Consider the following 17,910-nt stretch of genomic DNA (forward strand, 5'->3'; position numbering starts at 1 on the left):
TGCCCAGGACCTCCGGATCCGACTGGCCGGCCGATTCCGCGCCAACCGGCCGAGCGCATCACAACGCTGGCCAAGATCAGTTAACAGTCGGAAAACCGACACAACCGAGGCCCGACATTCCCGACAAACCACACGGAAGTTGCGAAAAGGGTTGCCGCCGAACGATTCCTCTCTACTCTGACGCGCGAGCATTTCAGCGCCGAGCCCGGGAAGCAGATCTGAAGAGCCTTACTCCGCTACCGGAATGCGGGTTCGTCTGCGGAGTGTTCCGGGTTTGTCGCGAGTCGACGACCGGATTCCGGCACCGGGCCGGGGCCCCGGTTGTGTGCACGTGACGGTGACACCGGCAGGCCGCGTCGCTGCCTGCCGGTGTCGGCCCGAAGCCGCCCCGCCGCTCATCGTTGCTCGACGACGCCTGGAGGTCGACCTGGACGCCACCCCGCACACCGCTGCCGCTCAACGACTTCTGGCACAGGTCACCGCCCGGCACGGAAACGTGACCGCATTCGTCGACGCCTTGCGCCAGACCCTCGACCCGCCGACCGACCGACTGCCGCAGATCACCACCCAGGAGCCGCCGGCGCGAACTCAGGACCTGCACGAGGCGACCACCTCGCCGCTGACCACCCTCGGCCGCCACGCACTCCGTGAACCGGATCCTGCATGAACCTCACCACATGGAATCAGCGACTACGGCTCTGAACAGCAGAGATGACCCCACGCGGGCCGGGTTGGGCGGTCAGGAATCCATCCATCTCTCGATCGCCTCCAAGCTGCCGACCACTACCTCGGCGCCATCTTCGGCGTCGGCCAGCTCCCAATGATCCGGAATCAGCGGCGAACTCGACATCCGATACCCAGCACGCTGCGCGCGCTCGAGGAGAACACGAACCCGCGCGACCGCAGGATCAGCCGAATCACGCACAACCCGCAGGCCTCGCTCGATCGCCATCACATCGAACGCGGATCGCGCCACGATAGGCCTCGGCTGTCGAGGAGCCCGTGAGCCGCGGCCGCGTCGACGAGCTCCCGCAGCGGAGCCCACCGAACTCCGTCGGCGAGGATCGCCTCGAGCTCGGCATCATTCGGCGGGCGAAGTTCGAGCAGCCATACCAGCAACAACCTGTCGAAATGGTCCATCGTCTCCCTCGCAGTGCAGAGCCTCAGGCCGGCGCCCGCGAGCTCGGCCCGCAAACGCCTCGTACCCGATGTGTCGCCCAACCCGACCTCCGCGCTACACGCGCGACTCTTCCGCCTGCCAGGCGATCAGCGTGCACGAGCGGGGATGATCAGCCCGAACGGACGTCCCTGCGCGCTGCACGAGCCCGCACGCCTCGACGAGACGGCTACGGGGGAGGCCGAGAGTTCGGGGTCGGATGCGAACCTCGCGCCTTCGTGCGGGCCCAGTATTGGCACACTCCGTCGTTGCCGAGAGAAGTCAGCCCGTATGAGGCGAGCAGTCCGGCGAGTTCGCTGTAGGGGCGGCGGTGGTGGAACCGTTGGCGGCCGTGCTGGTGGGTATGGGTGAGGTCTTCGGTGACTACCAACCGCGCGTGCGCGAGCAGTCTCCCGAGTGACCGGCCCACGTCGGGGATGTGGTCGAGGGTGTCGATGATCCAGAGCGCGTCAGTCCCTGGCGCTGTCGGCAGCGCGATGGGCTCCACGACGGTGATAGTCCCGTTGGTGCGGTGGTGCACGAACTGCGTCGAGGGTGAGCGGTAGTCGCATCCGGTCACCGTGAACCCGTTGCGCCGCAGAGCTATAGCATCACTTCCGATTCCGCAGCCGACGTCCAGGACAGTACGGATGCCGTACTGGGTGAGGGTGGGCAGCGCGGTCGCGACGTAGGGCGGCCGGTTGCCGCTGGCCTCCCAGATCACGAGATTGATCAGGTAACTCAGGCTCGAGCGGAAGAACTCGGCGATCTCGGTGTCGGTCTGCGGGTCGGCGGCGTCCCACTCGGCAGCCAGGGCCTTGGAAGAATCCAGGTACGGCCGCAGCCGCGGACCGAGGAAGTCCGCGAGCTCGGTGTAGAGCGGGTGGTGGGCGGCCGCGTCCCAGCGGTGCCGGTTCCAGCGGTGCCAGCATCGCTCGCACCCGTCCAGATGGCGCCGCATCGCGTCCATCGCCGCAGGGTCCATGTGCCGGTGCAGGTAGGCGTGGAGCACGGCGGGTGTGGTGAATTCGCAGGCGGGGTGATCGGGGCCCGGCGCGTCGGGTGCGGTGCCGCTGTGTGGCATGGCGGCCTCTGGCACGATGTCGGGGTCCGACACCGACCGCTCATGGAGTGAATCTCGATGAAAAAAGTGCACGCGACCGCATCTACCTTCGTGTTCTGCCGCTTCGAGGGCCAGGGATGGAAGATCGGTTTGGTGCTCCAGCCGCGGTTGGGCAAGCGGATGGTGGCCGGCGGGCACGTCGAGGACGACGAGACCCCGGCCGAGGCGGCGTTGCGTGAGGTGCTCGAGGAATCCGGGCTGAAGGTCCGGCTGCTGCGCCGCGCGAGTGTCCCTCTGCCGCAAGGGTATCCGCTGGAAGTGGTGACCGAACCGTGGTGGACAACCCTGGTCGATGTGCCGCGAGACAATCACCTCGCCGAGCCGCACAAGCATCTCGATCACCAGTATGTGGCCATCGCCGATTCCCCTGATCCGGTCGCCGAAGCGGTCCACGACTTCGACTGGTACGGGCCCGCAGAGCTGGCGGGCCTGGACATGTTCGAGGACACCCGGCGCCTGGCCGAGTTTCTGTTTCCGCACGTCGATGCCCTGGACCGGAACGAAGGCGTGGTCGGCAGCGCGTCACTGCTGCCCGCCTAGCGCCTGCGGCGCCGGGCGCGGCGGCTGTACCAGCTCGCGCATCGCGGCGGCGATGGCGTCGGTGTCGTGCTGGCGTCGGTCGATCAGCAGGACCCGATCCGGGTAGGCGGCGGCCAGCTGCTCGAACAGCGCCGCCGCGCGCCGGTGCATCACCCATTGCTCGGCGGTGAAGGTCTCCCCGTTGCGGACCTCCGCGCGGCGCACCGCTGCGTCCACGTCATCGGTCAGCAGCACCGTGCGGTCCGGCAGCGGCCGGAAACCCTGCGCGTGGTCCAGGAGCCGCACGGCGAACTCGAACGCCGCGTCGTCGTCGCCGGGGTGGGTGATCAGCGATTGATAGACCGCGATCGTGTGCAGGCTGCGGCCCTCGATCACGGTCTGCCCTGCCTCGAGCAGTCCGGCGACCGATTCGTAGTCGTGGGCCTTGATCGCCAGCAGCAGCAAGGTTTCCGATCCGGGATATCCCGCGCGCAGGAACCGTTCCCCGCCCGATGCCTCTACCAGCGTGCCCAGCAGCCGCCGCCCCAGGTCGGTATCGGTGCCCCGGCGGGAGAACTCCTCGAGCACCACCGGCGGCTGTGCCCCCGCGCGGGTGAGCTGATCGACTACCAGCCCGGTCAGGTAGGTCTTTCCGACTCCATTGATCCCTTCCACACTCAACAACGTTGGCGCGCAATCGTTTCCGGCCATCGGGGCAGCAGTGGACATGATTCCTCGATTCCGCGGGCGCGGGGCCCGCAGGTCAGCCGAACAGCGTAGGTTGCTCCGGAGCCGGGGCCGGCGGGGTGTAGCCGCCGATGGCGCGCACATGATCCAGGTTCAGCCATTGCGCATCGGTCACCATCCGGATGAAGATCTGCGCGGTGACCCGGACATCGGCGAGCGCGCGGTGCCTATCCGGTGGGGAGGGAATGTGTAAGTGGCGCATGAGCGTATCGAGGCTGTGGCGGGGCAGATCCGGATACAGACCGCGCGCCAGGCGCACGGTGTCGAGCATCGGCAACCGGGCCAGGTTCGGGCACGCGTCGCGGTAGGCGGCCAGGATCTTGGCTTCGGCGGGCGCGTGGTGGGCGATGAGCAGGTACGGGCCCGCGGTGAACCGGCGATCCAGCTTCGCCAGCACCTCTGCCGCGGGCGGTGCGTCGGCGATCATCTGCGGGGTGATGCCGGTCTGGCCGGTGTCGAACACCGTCAGCGCGGCGTGCGGCGGGGGCTGCATGAGCGCCTGGAACTCCCGCCCTACCCTCAGGGCGCCGTCCTCGGCGCGCAGCGCCACCACGGCCACTTCGAACGGTTCGGCGGGTGCGCCGGCGGGGGTGGTGTATTCGAAGTCGATCACGGCCAGGGTGACCGCACTCAGGGAGTCGATCAGGTGTTGACCCATCGGTGCGCCTCCTGCTCGATGATGGCCGCGTATTGCTTGATGCGCCCGTGGTCGTCGGTGCGCGCCAGCGCCACCGCCAGTATGGAGTCCAGCAGTGCCGCGGCCGTTGTACAGCGCGGTGTGCTGCGGGCGAACATCGGGCGCGCGTCGAGCGGAATCACGCCGAACGTGCCGGTCGAGTTCGGCACGCCCGCCCCGGCCAGGTGCTCGGCGAAGGCGCGCGGGCGATCCAGCTCCAGACGAAATAGCGGCGCGTAATGGTTCCAGCGCTGGCGTCGCGGAATCAGCGGCACCAGCTGTTCCACGTCGCCCAAGAGCTTCGTCAGCGTGCGCGTTTGCTCTGTGCGCCAATGGATCTGCTCATCCAAGCGTGACAGCTCGGCGCGCCCGAGCGCGGCCAGCGGCTCGGCGAGGCGGAAATTGTGGGCGAGCTGCGACAGTGGCGCGCTGCCGGGCGGCGGGGTCAGCCAGTGCGATCGGTAGGCGCGGGCCCGCGCGGCAAGCTCGGTGTCGTCGGTGGCCAGAAAGCCCCCTTCGCCGGTGGACAGCAATTTGAGCTGGTGGGTGGAATAGCATCCCACCGAGCTGTAGCAACCCACCGTGGTATCGAGGCCGGCGTGGGTGGTTCCGGGAATGGTCACCCGAGGTCTTCCTCATGCACGGCTACCAGCCCGGCGAGGTCGAGCCCACAACCGAGTTGCTGCTATCCCACAAACATCCCGAGGATCGGACCTCGGTGGCCGAAGCGATCACTCGATCACTGAACTCCGGTGCGCCGTTCTCAAGCCGCCACCGTGTCCTCGACATCTCCGGTGGCGAACACCACGTGATGGTGGTCGCCGGTCGCACCCTCGACGACAGCGGCGTCACGGTCGGTACCACCGGCTACTACATCGACCTGAGCGAGACCATCGCCGCGACCGAACGCGAAACCCTCGACACCGTCGTGCCGGAGGTCATCGAGGCCCGCGCGGCGATCGAGCAAGCCAAAGGCGCATTGATGCTCATCTACTCCATCAGCGCCGAGCAAGCGTTCAAGGTTCTGCAATGGCGATCCCAGGAAACCAACACCAAACTGCGCGACCTCGCCCAGGCATTGGTCGCCGCGCTGCCGAGATTCGCGACATCCGGTGACGGTTCGGCCACCGCGTTCGATGATCTGCTGCTCACCATCCACCAGACCGGCGCACCTTCGCAGACCGCTACCCCGCACGAGTGACCGCAGCCGAAACTGTCAGCAGCTGTGCAAAAGTCGGCATTCCGCCGAGTGCGCGAGCGCGCCAGGCTGCCCGCGAGAGAAATCCTGGCTGAGTCAACTGCGTGGCGCCACGTACCCGTTGGCAGGCGGGACCGGCGGTACGTCGAGCACAGCACGACCCAGCGAGGTCTCCAGCCAGCGACGCGCACGCGCGGTCAACGCCCACACCGGTTCCTCGACGCTGTCGCGGGCCTCGATGAGCCCCGAACACGTCAACGCGCTCAATGCTTTGCGGAGCGGTTTGACCTCGAGTTCGGTGACCTCCACGAAACCTTGCAGGCTCAGCGGGGAACTGCGCGCGTGTAACGCCGCCAGCACCCGGCCCTCGTTGATCGTGGTGGTCATCGCCATAACCCCTCGTCAAGGTCCACCCGCTCATCATCTCCCAAACATTGAAATCAGGAACACGTTCGGGTGAGATCGATTCCGGCCGCACCGAAACGATGCCGTCGCAGCGCTAGTGCGGGCGCCCGTAGTCCCCGAAATCGGTGTCCGGGTATATGTCCCGGCTCCCGGCGACCGTGGACCGCGACCGGGAGGGGTGATAGTTCGCCGAGCGCGCCAGCTCGCGCAGCCGACCACATGCGCCGGACACCACGCAGCTCGCCCGCTCGAACACCCCCAACAGTCTCGCCATCACGGCCTTCCCGAGGATCCCACCGAATCGGGGACCCGTACAAGAGCTCAGGCTACGGCGGGCCGACGCCGCATCGCCCACCGCGTCCTCGCTCACATATAGGGTGAGTTCCTGATCGCGCGCCAGCTGAGCAGCTCACACGGCATCGGCGTGAAGCGACTCTCCTACTGGCTGCACCGATCCGGCGACAACGGCAGCGCAGGCTGGGTGCCGAGAGAATCCGAAGCGCCCTGCAACCGCAGGCTAAGCGCAGCTCGAACCGCGCGGATCTGATCCGACGCTGTGGGCGAGTGGCGTTGCGCACCATCTCGACGCGAGAGAATCGCGCTGACGATGCCGGCGACGGTACAACCCCCGAGGATCAGTATGTAGGCGGCTTGCTCCCACACAGGCAACCCAATCCCTCTGACACATGCCGCGAGCAGCGCGGCACCCACCGCCCAGCACAACGCTGAACTCTGAAAGACACCGTCTCTGCCCCGTCTGAGCAGTCGTGAAGCGGCCATCCCGAGGACACCGGGGAAGAACAGCCAGGCACCGATCACGTACAGATGGATCACGCCATCACCTCGATGTGTTGGATACTCGCAATCATTCCGCGATCTTGATACTCGGGATCGTATGTCCACGCGGTCGCCCGAAGCCAGTACGGGTAGGTTCCCATGCTCGACTGCGCCCAGCGTCGACGGGCTAGAGCTACTACGCACTCTCGGCTCAATCCCCGCGAACTATCCCGCGTTGCTGTTCCCGATGTCGCGCCTCGGTACCGGCCTGAGTGCGCAACTGCACGGTCTCGGACGGATCGGCGGTCGAAGACCAGATCTCTTTGTCCTGGCCCAGCGCGAGCAGATGAACCACATCCCGCGGTAGGCGCGCGTGCGCCCGCGCGGCCTCGCGGCGCTGCTCGGCGACCCGGGCCGCCGCCGCTTCGCGCTCGAGCCGTGCGCGCTCGAGCTCCTGACGCTGCGCCTCACCCTTATCCGGTGTCGGCGGCGACGGAGTCGGCTGCGGTGCGGGCGGCGCGAGAAACTTCTCGGCGAACTCCTTCGCGATCACCACCGCGTCCGCCAAGCCCCGATCACGCTGCTGCTGGCGGGCCGCGGCCTCGTCGCGTTCGCGCTGCTTCTGTAGCGTCGGGTCAGCTCGGTCCCGTTCGAGCTTCAGTCGCTCGAGCTGCTGAGCCAGCACCTGAGCCGCTTCGCGGGCTATCGAGCGTTCGAGCGTGCGGGAGGCTTGGAATGCCGAATTACGTTCCTCACGCGTCAACTCCACCGCCTGGAACAGGCCACCGGTGTCGCGTGCGGCGTGCGCGAGCATCCTCGCCACTTCCTTGGGGATCTTCCCGGCCGCGATCTCCCAGGTACAGCGGATCTTTTGTTCGTTGGCCAGTCGCACATCCTTGGCCAACTGCTCGCGCAACTCCCTGGTGTTCTTCAGTTTCCCCTTGGCAACCTTCGTCTCGACCGTCTCGATCACTTGGTTCGAGAGCGAATTGAATTTCGCGTTGTCAGCTACGCGGGTAGTGCCGTCGCCGACGTCGATGACGACCTCTTTGCGCCAGCCGGCCGCCTCGGTGCGACCCATCTGCAACGCGCGGCCGTCACGGAACCTGTTACCGATCTTCCGCGGCTCCGCACCTCCGCGACCACGAGCGCGGTATCTGTCGTCATCCTCGTCCACGCGAGACTCCCGCGCATCAAGAGGGACTCAGCCCTGCAAGGCGCGAGCCGCCTGCGCGAAACGCTCGTAGAACTCGCGGTAGGCCCTGCCGGTGCGCTCCTCGTCTGCGATTGCCACGGACTGGGCGGGAACGATCCCCAGCTCGGAGTAATCCGCGCGGATGATCGGATGCAACGTCCGCAGCCTCGGCACATGCGAGGACCACTGCGCCAAGTTGATCCACTCCCCGCCGAGAGTTCGGCGGTAGGTTTCGCCGATGTACCTGATGAACTGGTCGAGGACTTCTTGGTCAGGCTCTGAACCGTCGGCCGCAGGCCACAACCTCAGCTGCGCCGCTTCTGCCGCGTCGAGACCCTCAACCGTGTAAGGGTCCTCCGGCATGTCCGGAACCGTCTCGGTGAAGAACCGGTTCAACTGTTCTGTGAATCTCTGCGGGGCAACCCATTCCAGCCACTCGACGGAGTGCTGATCGGCTTCGTGCCGCTCCTGTTCAGCCTTGGTCCATTTGCGTACGCTGCCCATGACGCCATCCCATCGTCGCGGTGTGAATCGCATAAGATTGCCAAGGCTAGCCATTGCCACCGACAACCTCCACGCAATTCCCGACCCGGCCCTGGCGGAGTGCCGCATCTCTCGACGAGGCGCACCGCTGTCGGTGCGTCTGCTCATTCCCTCGACGACTCGACCGGGTCCGCGTCGAGGTCGTGCACCACGCATGGTGGGTCCTGGTTGCAGACACCGGTATAGCCGACAACCCGTTACAAGTGGTTACATCAGCGGGTGGCCGACGTTGTGGTATCTCTCGACGAACTTGCTCTACGAGTCCTTGACACTCCCGCAAACGCGTGGTCGCGCTACGTAGTTGGCATCGCGGGTCCCCCAGCAGCAGGCAAGTCGACGCTGTCAGTACACCTGCGTGACGCAATCAATGCCCGCAGGCCCAAGTCAGCGCAGATCGCGCCGATGGACGGGTTCCACCACACCAACAAAACGTTGCGCGTCCGAGGCTCGATTGATCGTAAGGGCCAGCCCGATACCTTCGACGTCGCCGCGTTTCTATCAGCACTCGAGCGACTCCACACCACACCGGTCAGGCAAGCGCTGTCCTGGCCGGCCTACGATCGCGCGCTACACGATCCGATAGACAACGCGATTGACATCACGGACTGTTCGGTGGCCATCGTCGAGGGCAACTACCTGCTTCTCAACGAGCCCGGTTGGGCGAAGGTGCGGTCCTATCTCGACGAAGCCTGGTTCTTGGATGAAGACACCGACGTGATCGAACCCCGTCTGCTGCAACGCCAACTCGACAAAGGAAACTCGCCCGACCAGGCAAAACGCCATGTCACTGACAGTGACTTGACGAACGCGCGCCTGATTGCCGATGGCGTGCACCGTGCCGACCTGATCCTGCGTGTCCACGGCGACGGCTACCTCATGACAACTCGGTGAGGTAGCCGGCCCAGCGCCGCGTACCGAAGGACCGGCACGACAACGTCGCCACTGCCGCCGCGCGCCCCAGTGCGTTGACGAAATCGCCACTGGCGGTGTAGTAGTGCGCGAACGCGCCATGTGCGATGTCCCCGGCACCGAGTGTGTCCACCGCATCTACGGCAGCGACTGCGACCTCGCCGGACTGCGTACCACTCGAATAGACGATGGAGTCGGCGGCCCGCGTGATTGCTGAATGCTGTGCCCCCAGACCGCGAAGATGCGCCAGCATCGCTGTTTCGTCGCCGCTGAACCCGGGCGGCCGGAACACCTGCGAGCAGATCACCACTTCAGACAGCGTGATCAGCTTGTCGTGCACCGGCTTCCACCGTCCGGCATCCAAGATGACGGGGACTCCTGCGTCACGAGCGCACTCGGCGACGCCGACAACGAGCTCGGGATAGTGACCGTCGATCACGACTGCTTCGGCGTCGGTGATGCGGGCTTGCAGCGCAGGGTCGAAGGGTGCGGTGATGCCGGCGGCGTCGAGGCCGATGATGGTGCGCGATTGCGTTTCCCGGGCGACGATGATTGAGGACACGGGCGGCTGCTCGACCCTCATTGGGGTGGCGTCGACGACATCGACTCCGTGCTGTTCGAGATCCCGGCGAACGATTTCTGCCAGATGGTGCTGGCCGAGTGCGGTGATGAGGGTTGGCGTGCGACCCGAGCAGATCGCGTAGGCCACCGCAGCGTTGCAGGCCGGGCCGCCTGCGCCGAGGAATTGGTCGGTCGCTTGGGTTTTGCTGTCTTCGGCCGGGTAGGTGTCGACAGCGTAGGCGATGTCGAGGGTGGACAGTCCGGCGAACAGGACGCTCATCACAGCCTTTCGGAGTCGACCATCAGGTGCACCAGTTCGGCGGTTTCGTCGGAGTAGCTCCGCACACTGCACACCGCGACGAAATCATGCTCCCCGGCCTGCTCGTGCAGGATGCGCCAGTGTTTGGCCAGATACCAGCTCGCGCCCGTGGTGCCCCGCGGGCCCAGGCCAGCGCAGAAGATCCAGAACCGGCCAGGATGCTGGCTCGGATTCGGCTTCACGCGGGCGACGATACCGATGTTGCGTCGATCATCCGACCGGTAGGCATGTCCGTCGGCCAGTTCCAAGTGTTCGAGGTAGTTACCGCCGTCGAGGCTGTCGTGGATGGTGAACATCGGGTGCGCTGCGGATTCGAAGTACATGTGGGTGCAGTCGTTGCTGGATAGCCCGAAGCTTATGAATGGCCGGTCGCAATGGGCGACCACGTCGAGGTCGGTCTCGATGCGGGTCGCGATATCGGTGTCTCGCTGCAGCAGTGTTAGTACGTAGAGCAGCCCTCGGACATCGTTCTCCGCGAGTGCGACCGGTACGTCGATGCGATGCTCGGTGGCGAAGACACTGCCCTGCTTGGTGTAGATGTGCTGGCGCGGCACACCGGCCGTTGCGAGAGCGCGAGTCGAATCCGGCGCCAAGGTGAAGGTCGGATACACCAATGTCGTTCCCTCGGTAACCATTTCATGGCCCAAGAATTTTTCGAGATCGGTCTTGGCCGCCATCGGACGCCGAGATCGCAGAGCGGGGCCGGCTGGCTCGAACAGGGCCTCAACGGTGTAGCTGGGGAACATCGCGGCCAGTACGCGGCAGTGGGCGTCCAGTGGCAGCCCTTTCATCTTCTGCCCTGATAGCCACTCGTAGTACTGAGCCTTTCCCGGGCCATGGCCGGCAGGGATCGGCGGGTCGAGTCGAGCGGCGTATCGGTCGTAGGCGGCGAGGAACGAAGAATGGGCTTTGAGGTGCTGCGCAACCAGCAACTCGTGGAGCACGGTCGGCAATCCGATCCCCTCATTTTCCGATGGCAGAGGCGGGGTATGGGCCGATCCTAACCCTCGACCGGACTTCGCCGGACTTGAACAGACCAAACCGGACCAGATCGGGTGTCGGCGGTAGCGCGATCAGACCTTCTGCAGGTGAACACTTCTCGACATTCCTTATCACCTACGGAGCCAGCGATGATCACTGAACAGGCGCAAGAGGTTCAGTTCCGGAATGCCGGACCGCTAACCACACTTCCCTGCAATCAGAGTTCGAACACCTCCCCCGGGGACCTTTGTGGTGATCGTAATGCCATGTCGCGCAATCTTTTTGAGCGAACTTACTGAGGAGTGGTCACATTGGCCGTCGAGTCGTCCCAACATCTGATCACCAGCGCCCTAACGACCCATGAAGCCCGCAACATTAGCTGTGGGCTGTGGGAGGTCTCCATACTTCCGGGCCGCAAGGTCACCCGCGAGCACGCCAGAACCTTGATAGGTGCGGCCGATCAGCTCACCGTGCTGTTGGAAGAGATCGCACCGTGCGCCGAGGAGCTCGGTCTGACCAGCCGAGAGGTGTTCGGCCTCATCGCACGGGTGAATTGCCGCACGAAGCGGGCGCTGTCCGTCGCCGAACCTCCGCGCAGGCGATGGTGGACTGCGGGATGACCGACGGCGCTGCGATCCCGCAGGGTCTGGCACTCGGCGCCTCGCGCTGCCCATCGTGGCAGCCAAGTGGCCGCGTTCACGTCGAGGCTCACCACGCGCCCGGGGTGCAGTTACGCGGCCAGGAGAGTTCGCGCGCGGTCGTTGAAGTCGATGACCAGTCGATGCTTGCCGAAGGCGTGCATTTTCTGCGCGACGTCGCGGATGGCTTCGATCGAGCGCGAGGACTTGATCGTCGCCGACAGCTTCAGGGTCTTGAGGCCGGCGGCGTGGGCACCTTCGAGATCGCGGTTCTGCAAGTGCGTCACCGCCAGCGCGGCGTGCGACAGCGCGCCACGCCGGGCTCGGTTCTGGCTGCGGGCGTGGGCGATCGAGCGGCGGGCGTGGGGTTCGGCGATATCGGGCTGGCCGAGGTCACGGAAGGAGTTGGCCCACTCGCCGCAGATGTAAGCCTCGTCGATGAACTTGGCCCATTCGGGTTCGCTCTCGGGATCGACTGCGGCGAAAGCGGTTTCGGCCTGGTTCACCGCGTGAGCGGTACCGGTCTTGTCGCCCAGGGCCGCCAATGCGCGGGCTTCGAGTGTCCACAGGTCGGCCAGGCAAGCCGCGGAATCCGCGCGCGCCAGCCCTTGACGTCCGGCTTGGGCCAGGCGCTGGCCTTCCTTCGGGTGTCCGAGCAGGGTCGCCTGGTCGGCCATGCCCGCCAGTACATGCGCGCCGAGGGCGGGGTCGCGGCTTTCCTCGGCGAAGCGCAGGGCCTGGATGAGGTAGCGCTGGGCGGTGCCGTGCTCGCCGTTGTCGTAGGCCATCCAGCCCAGCAGATAGACCTGTTCGGCCGCCGCGCCGCACAGCGCGCGCCGCACCTGCTCGGTGTGGCTGCGGCGCAGCAGCGGGAAAACGTGGGCATTCATGTAGGCGGTGAGCAGCAGTCGGCCGCTCCCGCCGCCTTGGAAGATGTCCATCTCCTGGAAATGGGTGAACATCCGGCGCACGGCTTCGACGTCTTCCAAGTGCACACGCTGGCGGTCGGCGGGCAGCTGGTCGAGGGTGTTGAGCAGCCAGTCCCGCGAGGGCCCTACCGTGGCCGCGAGCGCGAACGGGGCGCGGGTCAGGATGCATCTACGGTCCACGTCGGCTCTCCCCAGGTCGGTGACGGCCTCTATCGTTTGCGGCCACGACGGACTGTAGATCAGCGCGCGATCAGCCGCCGCGCCGTCACCGAGCCCGAGATCGTAAGTCGTCACCCTGTACCCGATCCGCGCCGAGAAAAGGTCCGCCAGGATCTGCGGGACGGGCTGGCGGGGCTGTTCGCCTACCTCGATCCAGCGCCGCACGCTCGAGGTGTCGGGGCGGACCTGCGGTTGGCCCCATTCGATGGCCGCCGCACTCACCCGGCGCGCCAATTCTGTTCGGCTCCAACCCGATCGGGCCAGCCAGTCCGACAGCTGCGAGTTTGGGGCTTTCATCACACCATCCGTCCGAATCGTTGGCCGCTGCGAATTCAACACCTTTCAACACCCCCTAAGACCGTACCCGCCGTGGGCTGCGGCTTCCAGACTGAAACCAACCCTGCGGTGGGCTTTCAATCCCCCGCACAATCCTGAAGGGCGAGCATCCATGAGCGGAAAACCGTCCGCGATCGGCTACCTCCGAACAGACATCAGCCGCGACAACCAGCGCTGGGACGAGGCCCGGATGCGCAGCGCCGCCGCGGACTGCGGCTACAACCTGCGCAAGACCATGGCGGTCTCCAGTGAGTCCGAGGCGTCGCTGCAGGCCCTGGTCGGCATGGTGGAACGCGTCGGCGCCAGCGCCGTCGTCACCCCGGCCCTGAACCACTTCGCCCGCCGAGAGTTCCCCGCGGACCTGACCGTCGGCATTCTCGCCGCCGACTCCGGCCAGATCTACGACCCGACAACCGGTAGCGTGCTCCGCCGAAGCGCAGGCGATCACCGATGACCCCGACATCGGCGCGCCGGCACCCTAACCCGCGACTGCCCCAACGCTTCCCCTGCCATCTACGTGTCGATCTCGCCGGTGGCCGACCCCGCTCACGCGGGCACCGACCCGTCGCGGGCCATCAGCTGGAGCGTCTTCTCGCCGCTCTCAGGCAGTGGTGATCGTCGTGACCCAATCAGCCTCCCCACCAACACATCCGACCGGCGGAAATCCCGGAAGTACCGACGGCAAACCGACCGACACTCGCTTCTTGAGCTTGAGGGGTCTGTGCAGGCGGGTCGGGATCGATTACTACAGCCTGTGCCAGCGCAAGTACACCAAGACGCTGTGGGTGCCCGGATCCGACATCAGGATCGGCAAACGCCAGGGCTTCTCCAAACATGTTTCCCAGCTGTGGATTCCGGGCGAGCCGCCTTTCGAACGGCCTCCCACCGTCGACTACCTCGGCGCCCAACAGATGGCGCGCCTGCGCGATATCTCGGCGGCCCGCTGGTGGGCGCTGGTCCACGCCGGCGACGTCGACAGACCCGCCGTGGGAATCGTCGACGACCTCGACGATCCCGAAGCCACCGAAATCTCCGGCTGGGAACCGCCCTCAACCCAGCCCAGCACCGGGAGCCTGCCGTGAACCACAGAACTGAGCACTACGACCTCGACCAGCAGGCCCCGCAGTGGCTGGCCTGGCGAGCACGCATCGAAAGCGAGGTAACCGATTTCGTGCGCCGGGAGCTGGCGGCCTACGCGTCGAATCCGTGGTGCCGCGAGGGCCTGCTGCGCGCGGAAGAGATCGCACTGCAACATTTCCCGACACCGCAGTCGCTGTGGCTCCCGCAGCGCCGGGAGATCACCGATCAGCTGAGTATGTACCTCGGACAGGCACTGCGCCGCAGCTTCTGTGGCGAGTGGTCCAACCGCTCCCACTGGGCGCGGTGGCACGACGACCTCGGCCCGACTATCGGGTTCCCGTTCACCACCCTGTTCTGCGACATCCGCGACGACCTCGAGGTAGCCGTCCAAGACCGAACCGGCCACCACTGGACAGCGGTGTGGGACGGATACCTCGGCTACGCCCGCGAATGGCGCAAATACGGCTCTCCTCCCCCGGAGCAATGGGAGCTGGCGGGGTGGGAGCCACCCGAGAACAAGGAATCGCGTCGCGAGAGCGACGACCAGCAGACACCCGGTGACTGAACTCCCCCAACGCCTCTACTACGTCGACGCTCCCCTGACCCCGCGCGCGCATTGATGCCCGTCGCCGGGTGCTCGCCGGACAGGCCGCCATTCGCGCGCCCCGACAGCGCTCACACCGACGATCCGCAACCCACCAGGACCGAAACATGACACACATCAGCACCTACACCAGCTGCGCGGGCGGCTTGGCGCCCTTGCAGGCCAGCCTGCTCGACCTCGAAGCCACCAGCTTGCTGCAGCGCAGCTACAGCCCGCATCTGGTGACCGGGTTGCTGCAAACCCGCGCCTACGCCACCGCGGTCTTCTCGACCTGCATCGACGTGCTCGAAGTCCCCGATGACATCGAGCAGGCCGTCGACACCCGCCTGGCACGCCAACACCTCCTGGGAAACCCCGATCACCAGTTCTGCTTTCTCCTCAGCGAAGCGGCTCTGCTGCGCACCGTCGGGAGCCCTGAGGTCATGGCCGAGCAACTCACCCATCTCACAGCCTTGATCGGGCTGGCCTTGCCCAACGTCGAGATCGGGATCGTAGGGCTGAAAGCTCCGCTCGTCGCGCCGGGCGCGAATTTCGTCGTGCGCGACCGCAGCGTGGATATCGAGACCGTCATCGGCATCACCAGCTCCATCGACGCTGTGGAAGTCGCGCTGGCGACCCGGACCTTCGACCGGCTCTCCCAACTCGCCGTCTACGGCGACGAAGCGTTCACCATCCTGCAGCGCGCCCTCCACAGCCACATCAGCAAGCCGCAGACCCCCAAGAGCTGACCCGGCAGCAGCAGACCTGAAACCGATTCCGCACCAGGAAGAACAGATACTTGCTTGCAGACACCATCGCGACACCGGCAGCGACCGGCAGTACCGGTGATCAGCGTGTGACGATCGTCGACACCGACATCTTCCACGACCCCGATGACGCGATCATGCTCATCACCGCGGCCCGCACCGTCGAGTCCCTGATCGTGGTCACCGCCGACGAAGTCCCCGCCCCCGACAGCGGCGACGGTTTACGTGCCCGCGCCGCCCGCCTCCTTCTCGACGGCCTCGGCCGCCACGATGTCCCGGTCATCACCGGTGCAAGTCTCGGTGGGCACCGGATCTCACTGGACCACGCATTGCTCGCCGAGTTGCCGCGTGCTCCGCGTTTCGACCTCGACGACTTGCGCGATCGGCTGCGCGCGCGGATCGAGCAGACGACCCAGCCGGTGCGCTGGCTCGGCTGTGGGCCGATGACCAATCTGGCCGAATTGCTTTTGGCCGCACCGGATCTGGCCGAACAGATCGAGCTGGTGCAGATGGGCGGCTGGCTCGACCCGGCCCGCTACCGCCATCCCGATCGAGCAAGCCACAATCTCCACGCCGATCCGACCTCGGCCGGGACCGTGCTGCGGATGCTGCCCAACGTGCGGCTGGTACTCAGCGAGCACACCGCTGCCGAGCAGATCCGGGTCGGCCCGCAGTGGCCGCTCTACCAGCGCCTGACCGGACCGAACGCACCGGCCTGGGCGCAGCTGCCGGGTGCGAACTTCGCGATCTGGTGCCTGACACGATCCGGCTCCTGGATGCACGACCCCTTGACCCTGAGCGCCGCACTGGATCTGGGATTCGTGAGGTTCCGGCCCGAGCGGATACGCATCGCCTGCGACGCGCGCCTGTCCCGCGACCCGGCCGGGCGAGCAGTCCAGGTCAGCGACTCGGTCGACTACGACAGCTTCCTGGCCTGGCTGGAAACGGCGACCGCGACCACACCGGCCACGGCGGGCACCGGAGGCCGGCGATGACCGACTCCCCCACCGCAGCACCCACCACGACCACTCCGGGGTCGCCCGCCGATACCGAGGAGCCGCGGATCGCGCTGTATTCCGAGGAATACGCCGCCGACCCGCGCCGCGCCCACGCTGAGATGCGCGCCCGATACGGGGCGCTGGCACCGGTCGAACTCGCCCCCGGGGTGGTGGCGACCTTGGTCCTGGACTACGAGGTGGCGCGGACGATCCTGCACGACCCGCAGCGTTTCCCGGCCGACCCGCGCCGCTGGCAGGCCACGATCGCGCCGGACTGCCCGATCCGGCCGATGCTGGAATGGCGCCCGAATGCCCTGCGCAGCGACGGATACGAGCACAGTCGCTATCGGCAGCCGACGACCGCCGCCCTGGCCGCGATCGACATGTACGCCCTGCACGCGACGGTGGAAACGCTCGCGGCCCACCAGATCGAGTGCTTCGGCTACCAGGGCCGCGCGGATCTGATCAGCGACTACGCGCACCCGTTGGCCTTCGCGGTCCTGAACTCGATGCTGGGCTGCCCGCCCCGGATCGGGCAGCACGTCGCGACCGGTGTCCGCGCGATGTTCAACTCCGGACCCGACGCCGCGGCGGGCTCGAGGCTGTTCGAAGGCGCGTTGCGCGACCTGGTCGATCTCAAGCGCGCGACCCCCGGCGGAGACGTCACCTCCCGGATGCTGGCCCACCCCCACCAGCTCGACGACACCGAGATGGTGCACCAGCTGGTGACCATCTACGCGGCCGGGATCGAACCGCTGGTGTATTTGATCGTCAACACGCTGCTGTTGATGCTCACCGACGACCGTTTCGGCGGGCACCTGCTGGCCGGCAGCCTGTCCACCCGCGAGGCCCTCGACGAGGTCCTGTCCAACAACCCACCGCTGGCCAACTACTGCATCTCCTATCCCCGCCACCCGATCATGATCGAGGGCCAATGGCTACCGGCCGACCAGCCGGTGATCATCGGCATGGCCGCCTGCAACACCGACCCCAAGGTCAACCAAGGCAGCCGCTACAACGCCTCCCACCTCGCCTTCAGCGCCGGCCCCCACTCCTGCCCCGCCGCCAGCGTGTCCCACCTGATCGCCATCGAAGCCATCGATCAGCTCCTGGACAAACTTCCCGAGATGCGCCTGACCCGCCCAGTCGGCGAGTTGGTTTGGCGCCCAGGCCCTTTCCACCGCGCGCTGACCGAACTGCCCGTCACCTTCCCCACGCTCACACCCGTTCGACAGAAATAACAGGAGTACC

Annotated in this window: 24 protein-coding genes; 11 read left to right on the forward strand and 13 right to left on the reverse strand. The window is 66.4% G+C overall.

The window, feature by feature from the left end; genetic code table 11:
• Nucleotides 1-331 precede the first annotated feature (331 nt).
• Nucleotides 332-667 carry a hypothetical protein gene (locus AB0I43_RS38650; protein WP_357433776.1) on the forward strand — a complete coding sequence of 112 codons (336 nt, stop codon included), beginning with the start codon at nt 332-334 and terminating at the stop codon, nt 665-667.
• A gap of 72 nt (nt 668-739) precedes the next feature.
• Here the strand turns inward: AB0I43_RS38650 and AB0I43_RS38655 are convergent, their stop codons facing one another.
• The 3 genes from AB0I43_RS38655 to AB0I43_RS38665 form a co-directional block, all read right to left on the reverse strand.
• Nucleotides 740-976, reverse strand: a complete 237-nt coding sequence (locus tag AB0I43_RS38655; RefSeq protein WP_357433778.1) for a hypothetical protein — start codon at nt 974-976, stop codon at nt 740-742.
• Complete coding sequence (locus tag AB0I43_RS38660; RefSeq protein ID WP_357433779.1) at nt 952-1,140, reverse strand: hypothetical protein; 189 nt, start codon at nt 1,138-1,140, stop codon at nt 952-954. Before AB0I43_RS38660 ends, AB0I43_RS38655 begins: the two co-directional genes overlap by 25 nt.
• 206 nt (nt 1,141-1,346) lie before the next feature.
• Nucleotides 1,347-2,273 carry a methyltransferase domain-containing protein gene (locus AB0I43_RS38665; RefSeq protein WP_357433781.1) on the reverse strand — a complete coding sequence of 309 codons (927 nt, stop codon included), beginning with the start codon at nt 2,271-2,273 and terminating at the stop codon, nt 1,347-1,349.
• 24 nt (nt 2,274-2,297) lie between these two features.
• Here AB0I43_RS38665 and AB0I43_RS38670 point away from each other — a divergent pair, with 24 nt between their 5' ends.
• A complete protein-coding gene (locus AB0I43_RS38670) occupies nt 2,298-2,819 on the forward strand; it encodes an NUDIX domain-containing protein (protein WP_357433783.1) in 522 nt (173 codons plus the stop codon).
• Here AB0I43_RS38670 and AB0I43_RS38675 read toward each other — a convergent pair.
• From AB0I43_RS38675 to AB0I43_RS38685, 3 genes are all read right to left on the reverse strand, one after another.
• The gene (locus AB0I43_RS38675) at nt 2,802-3,473 is read right to left on the reverse strand and encodes a hypothetical protein (RefSeq protein WP_357433785.1); all 672 of its coding nucleotides are present in this window, start codon (nt 3,471-3,473) and stop codon (nt 2,802-2,804) included. The genes AB0I43_RS38670 and AB0I43_RS38675 overlap by 18 nt on opposite strands.
• Before the next feature lie 88 nt (nt 3,474-3,561).
• On the reverse strand, nt 3,562-4,203 hold the full coding sequence (locus AB0I43_RS38680) for a 3'-5' exonuclease (RefSeq protein ID WP_357433787.1): 642 nt from the start codon (nt 4,201-4,203) through the stop codon (nt 3,562-3,564).
• A complete protein-coding gene (locus AB0I43_RS38685) occupies nt 4,188-4,844 on the reverse strand; it encodes a DegT/DnrJ/EryC1/StrS family aminotransferase (protein WP_357433789.1) in 657 nt (218 codons plus the stop codon). Before AB0I43_RS38685 ends, AB0I43_RS38680 begins: the two co-directional genes overlap by 16 nt.
• Before the next feature lie 14 nt (nt 4,845-4,858).
• Between AB0I43_RS38685 and AB0I43_RS38690 the strand changes: the two genes are divergently transcribed.
• The gene (locus AB0I43_RS38690; protein WP_357433791.1) at nt 4,859-5,422 is read left to right on the forward strand and encodes a PAS and ANTAR domain-containing protein; all 564 of its coding nucleotides are present in this window, start codon (nt 4,859-4,861) and stop codon (nt 5,420-5,422) included.
• 93 nt (nt 5,423-5,515) lie between these two features.
• Here AB0I43_RS38690 and AB0I43_RS38695 read toward each other — a convergent pair whose 3' ends face one another.
• The 4 genes from AB0I43_RS38695 to AB0I43_RS38710 all read right to left on the reverse strand — a co-directional run bounded on the left by AB0I43_RS38695 (nt 5,516) and on the right by AB0I43_RS38710 (nt 8,300).
• Nucleotides 5,516-5,806 (reverse strand): hypothetical protein, encoded by a 291-nt coding sequence (locus tag AB0I43_RS38695; protein WP_357433793.1) that lies wholly within the window; start codon nt 5,804-5,806, stop codon nt 5,516-5,518.
• Between the two features lie 112 nt (nt 5,807-5,918).
• Complete coding sequence (locus AB0I43_RS38700) at nt 5,919-6,098, reverse strand: hypothetical protein (RefSeq protein ID WP_357433795.1); 180 nt, start codon at nt 6,096-6,098, stop codon at nt 5,919-5,921.
• A gap of 714 nt (nt 6,099-6,812) precedes the next feature.
• The gene (locus AB0I43_RS38705; protein ID WP_357433797.1) at nt 6,813-7,778 is read right to left on the reverse strand and encodes a hypothetical protein; all 966 of its coding nucleotides are present in this window, start codon (nt 7,776-7,778) and stop codon (nt 6,813-6,815) included.
• Between the two features lie 27 nt (nt 7,779-7,805).
• Nucleotides 7,806-8,300 (reverse strand): hypothetical protein, encoded by a 495-nt coding sequence (locus tag AB0I43_RS38710; protein ID WP_357433799.1) that lies wholly within the window; start codon nt 8,298-8,300, stop codon nt 7,806-7,808.
• Nucleotides 8,301-8,558: 258 nt separating this feature from the next.
• Between AB0I43_RS38710 and AB0I43_RS38715 the strand changes: the two genes are divergently transcribed.
• The gene (locus AB0I43_RS38715; protein WP_357433801.1) at nt 8,559-9,230 is read left to right on the forward strand and encodes a nucleoside triphosphate hydrolase; all 672 of its coding nucleotides are present in this window, start codon (nt 8,559-8,561) and stop codon (nt 9,228-9,230) included.
• Here AB0I43_RS38715 and AB0I43_RS38720 read toward each other — a convergent pair.
• Nucleotides 9,214-10,089, reverse strand: a complete 876-nt coding sequence (locus AB0I43_RS38720) for a PfkB family carbohydrate kinase (protein WP_357433803.1) — start codon at nt 10,087-10,089, stop codon at nt 9,214-9,216. The two genes, AB0I43_RS38715 and AB0I43_RS38720, sit on opposite strands and share 17 nt — an antisense overlap.
• Complete coding sequence (locus AB0I43_RS38725) at nt 10,089-11,081, reverse strand: hypothetical protein (protein ID WP_357433805.1); 993 nt, start codon at nt 11,079-11,081, stop codon at nt 10,089-10,091. The genes AB0I43_RS38720 and AB0I43_RS38725 overlap by 1 nt, the downstream gene beginning before the upstream one ends.
• A 339-nt stretch (nt 11,082-11,420) precedes the next feature.
• Here AB0I43_RS38725 and AB0I43_RS38730 point away from each other — a divergent pair, with 339 nt between their 5' ends.
• Nucleotides 11,421-11,729 carry a hypothetical protein gene (locus AB0I43_RS38730; protein WP_357433807.1) on the forward strand — a complete coding sequence of 103 codons (309 nt, stop codon included), beginning with the start codon at nt 11,421-11,423 and terminating at the stop codon, nt 11,727-11,729.
• Nucleotides 11,730-11,839: 110 nt separating this feature from the next.
• Here AB0I43_RS38730 and AB0I43_RS38735 read toward each other — a convergent pair whose 3' ends face one another.
• Complete coding sequence (locus tag AB0I43_RS38735) at nt 11,840-13,117, reverse strand: hypothetical protein (RefSeq protein ID WP_357433809.1); 1,278 nt, start codon at nt 13,115-13,117, stop codon at nt 11,840-11,842.
• Nucleotides 13,118-13,343: 226 nt separating this feature from the next.
• On the opposite strand from AB0I43_RS38735, the gene AB0I43_RS38740 reads away from it, so the two are divergent.
• The 6 genes from AB0I43_RS38740 to AB0I43_RS38765 all read left to right on the forward strand — a co-directional run bounded on the left by AB0I43_RS38740 (nt 13,344) and on the right by AB0I43_RS38765 (nt 17,900).
• Nucleotides 13,344-13,685, forward strand: coding sequence for a hypothetical protein (locus AB0I43_RS38740; RefSeq protein WP_357433811.1), 342 nt, complete (start codon nt 13,344-13,346; stop codon nt 13,683-13,685).
• Nucleotides 13,686-13,935: 250 nt separating this feature from the next.
• On the forward strand, nt 13,936-14,313 hold the full coding sequence (locus tag AB0I43_RS38745) for a hypothetical protein (protein WP_357433813.1): 378 nt from the start codon (nt 13,936-13,938) through the stop codon (nt 14,311-14,313).
• Nucleotides 14,310-14,876 (forward strand): hypothetical protein, encoded by a 567-nt coding sequence (locus AB0I43_RS38750; RefSeq protein ID WP_357433815.1) that lies wholly within the window; start codon nt 14,310-14,312, stop codon nt 14,874-14,876. Before AB0I43_RS38745 ends, AB0I43_RS38750 begins: the two co-directional genes overlap by 4 nt.
• A gap of 146 nt (nt 14,877-15,022) precedes the next feature.
• Nucleotides 15,023-15,643: a DUF5753 domain-containing protein gene (locus tag AB0I43_RS38755; RefSeq protein WP_357433817.1), complete on the forward strand. Its 621-nt coding sequence runs from the start codon at nt 15,023-15,025 to the stop codon at nt 15,641-15,643.
• Between the two features lie 107 nt (nt 15,644-15,750).
• Nucleotides 15,751-16,656, forward strand: a complete 906-nt coding sequence (locus tag AB0I43_RS38760; protein ID WP_357433819.1) for a nucleoside hydrolase — start codon at nt 15,751-15,753, stop codon at nt 16,654-16,656.
• Nucleotides 16,653-17,900: a cytochrome P450 gene (locus tag AB0I43_RS38765; protein ID WP_357433821.1), complete on the forward strand. Its 1,248-nt coding sequence runs from the start codon at nt 16,653-16,655 to the stop codon at nt 17,898-17,900. Before AB0I43_RS38760 ends, AB0I43_RS38765 begins: the two co-directional genes overlap by 4 nt.
• Nucleotides 17,901-17,910 lie beyond the last annotated feature (10 nt).

The organism is Nocardia sp. NPDC050435, from assembly GCF_040655395.1.
Taxonomy (GTDB): domain Bacteria; phylum Actinomycetota; class Actinomycetes; order Mycobacteriales; family Mycobacteriaceae; genus Nocardia.

Coding starts and splice junctions, on each gene's coding strand:
- AB0I43_RS38680 (WP_357433787.1), bottom strand. CDS start 4,203: ATGGGTCAACACCTGATCGACTCCCTGAGTGCGGTCACCCTGGCCGTG.
- AB0I43_RS38740 (WP_357433811.1), top strand. CDS start 13,344: ATGAGCGGAAAACCGTCCGCGATCGGCTACCTCCGAACAGACATCAGC.
- AB0I43_RS38660 (WP_357433779.1), bottom strand. CDS start 1,140: ATGGACCATTTCGACAGGTTGTTGCTGGTATGGCTGCTCGAACTTCGC.
- AB0I43_RS38710 (WP_357433799.1), bottom strand. CDS start 8,300: ATGGGCAGCGTACGCAAATGGACCAAGGCTGAACAGGAGCGGCACGAA.
- AB0I43_RS38695 (WP_357433793.1), bottom strand. CDS start 5,806: ATGACCACCACGATCAACGAGGGCCGGGTGCTGGCGGCGTTACACGCG.
- AB0I43_RS38700 (WP_357433795.1), bottom strand. CDS start 6,098: ATGGCGAGACTGTTGGGGGTGTTCGAGCGGGCGAGCTGCGTGGTGTCC.
- AB0I43_RS38765 (WP_357433821.1), top strand. CDS start 16,653: ATGACCGACTCCCCCACCGCAGCACCCACCACGACCACTCCGGGGTCG.
- AB0I43_RS38670 (WP_357433783.1), top strand. CDS start 2,298: ATGAAAAAAGTGCACGCGACCGCATCTACCTTCGTGTTCTGCCGCTTC.
- AB0I43_RS38755 (WP_357433817.1), top strand. CDS start 15,023: ATGACACACATCAGCACCTACACCAGCTGCGCGGGCGGCTTGGCGCCC.
- AB0I43_RS38690 (WP_357433791.1), top strand. CDS start 4,859: ATGCACGGCTACCAGCCCGGCGAGGTCGAGCCCACAACCGAGTTGCTG.
- AB0I43_RS38720 (WP_357433803.1), bottom strand. CDS start 10,089: ATGAGCGTCCTGTTCGCCGGACTGTCCACCCTCGACATCGCCTACGCT.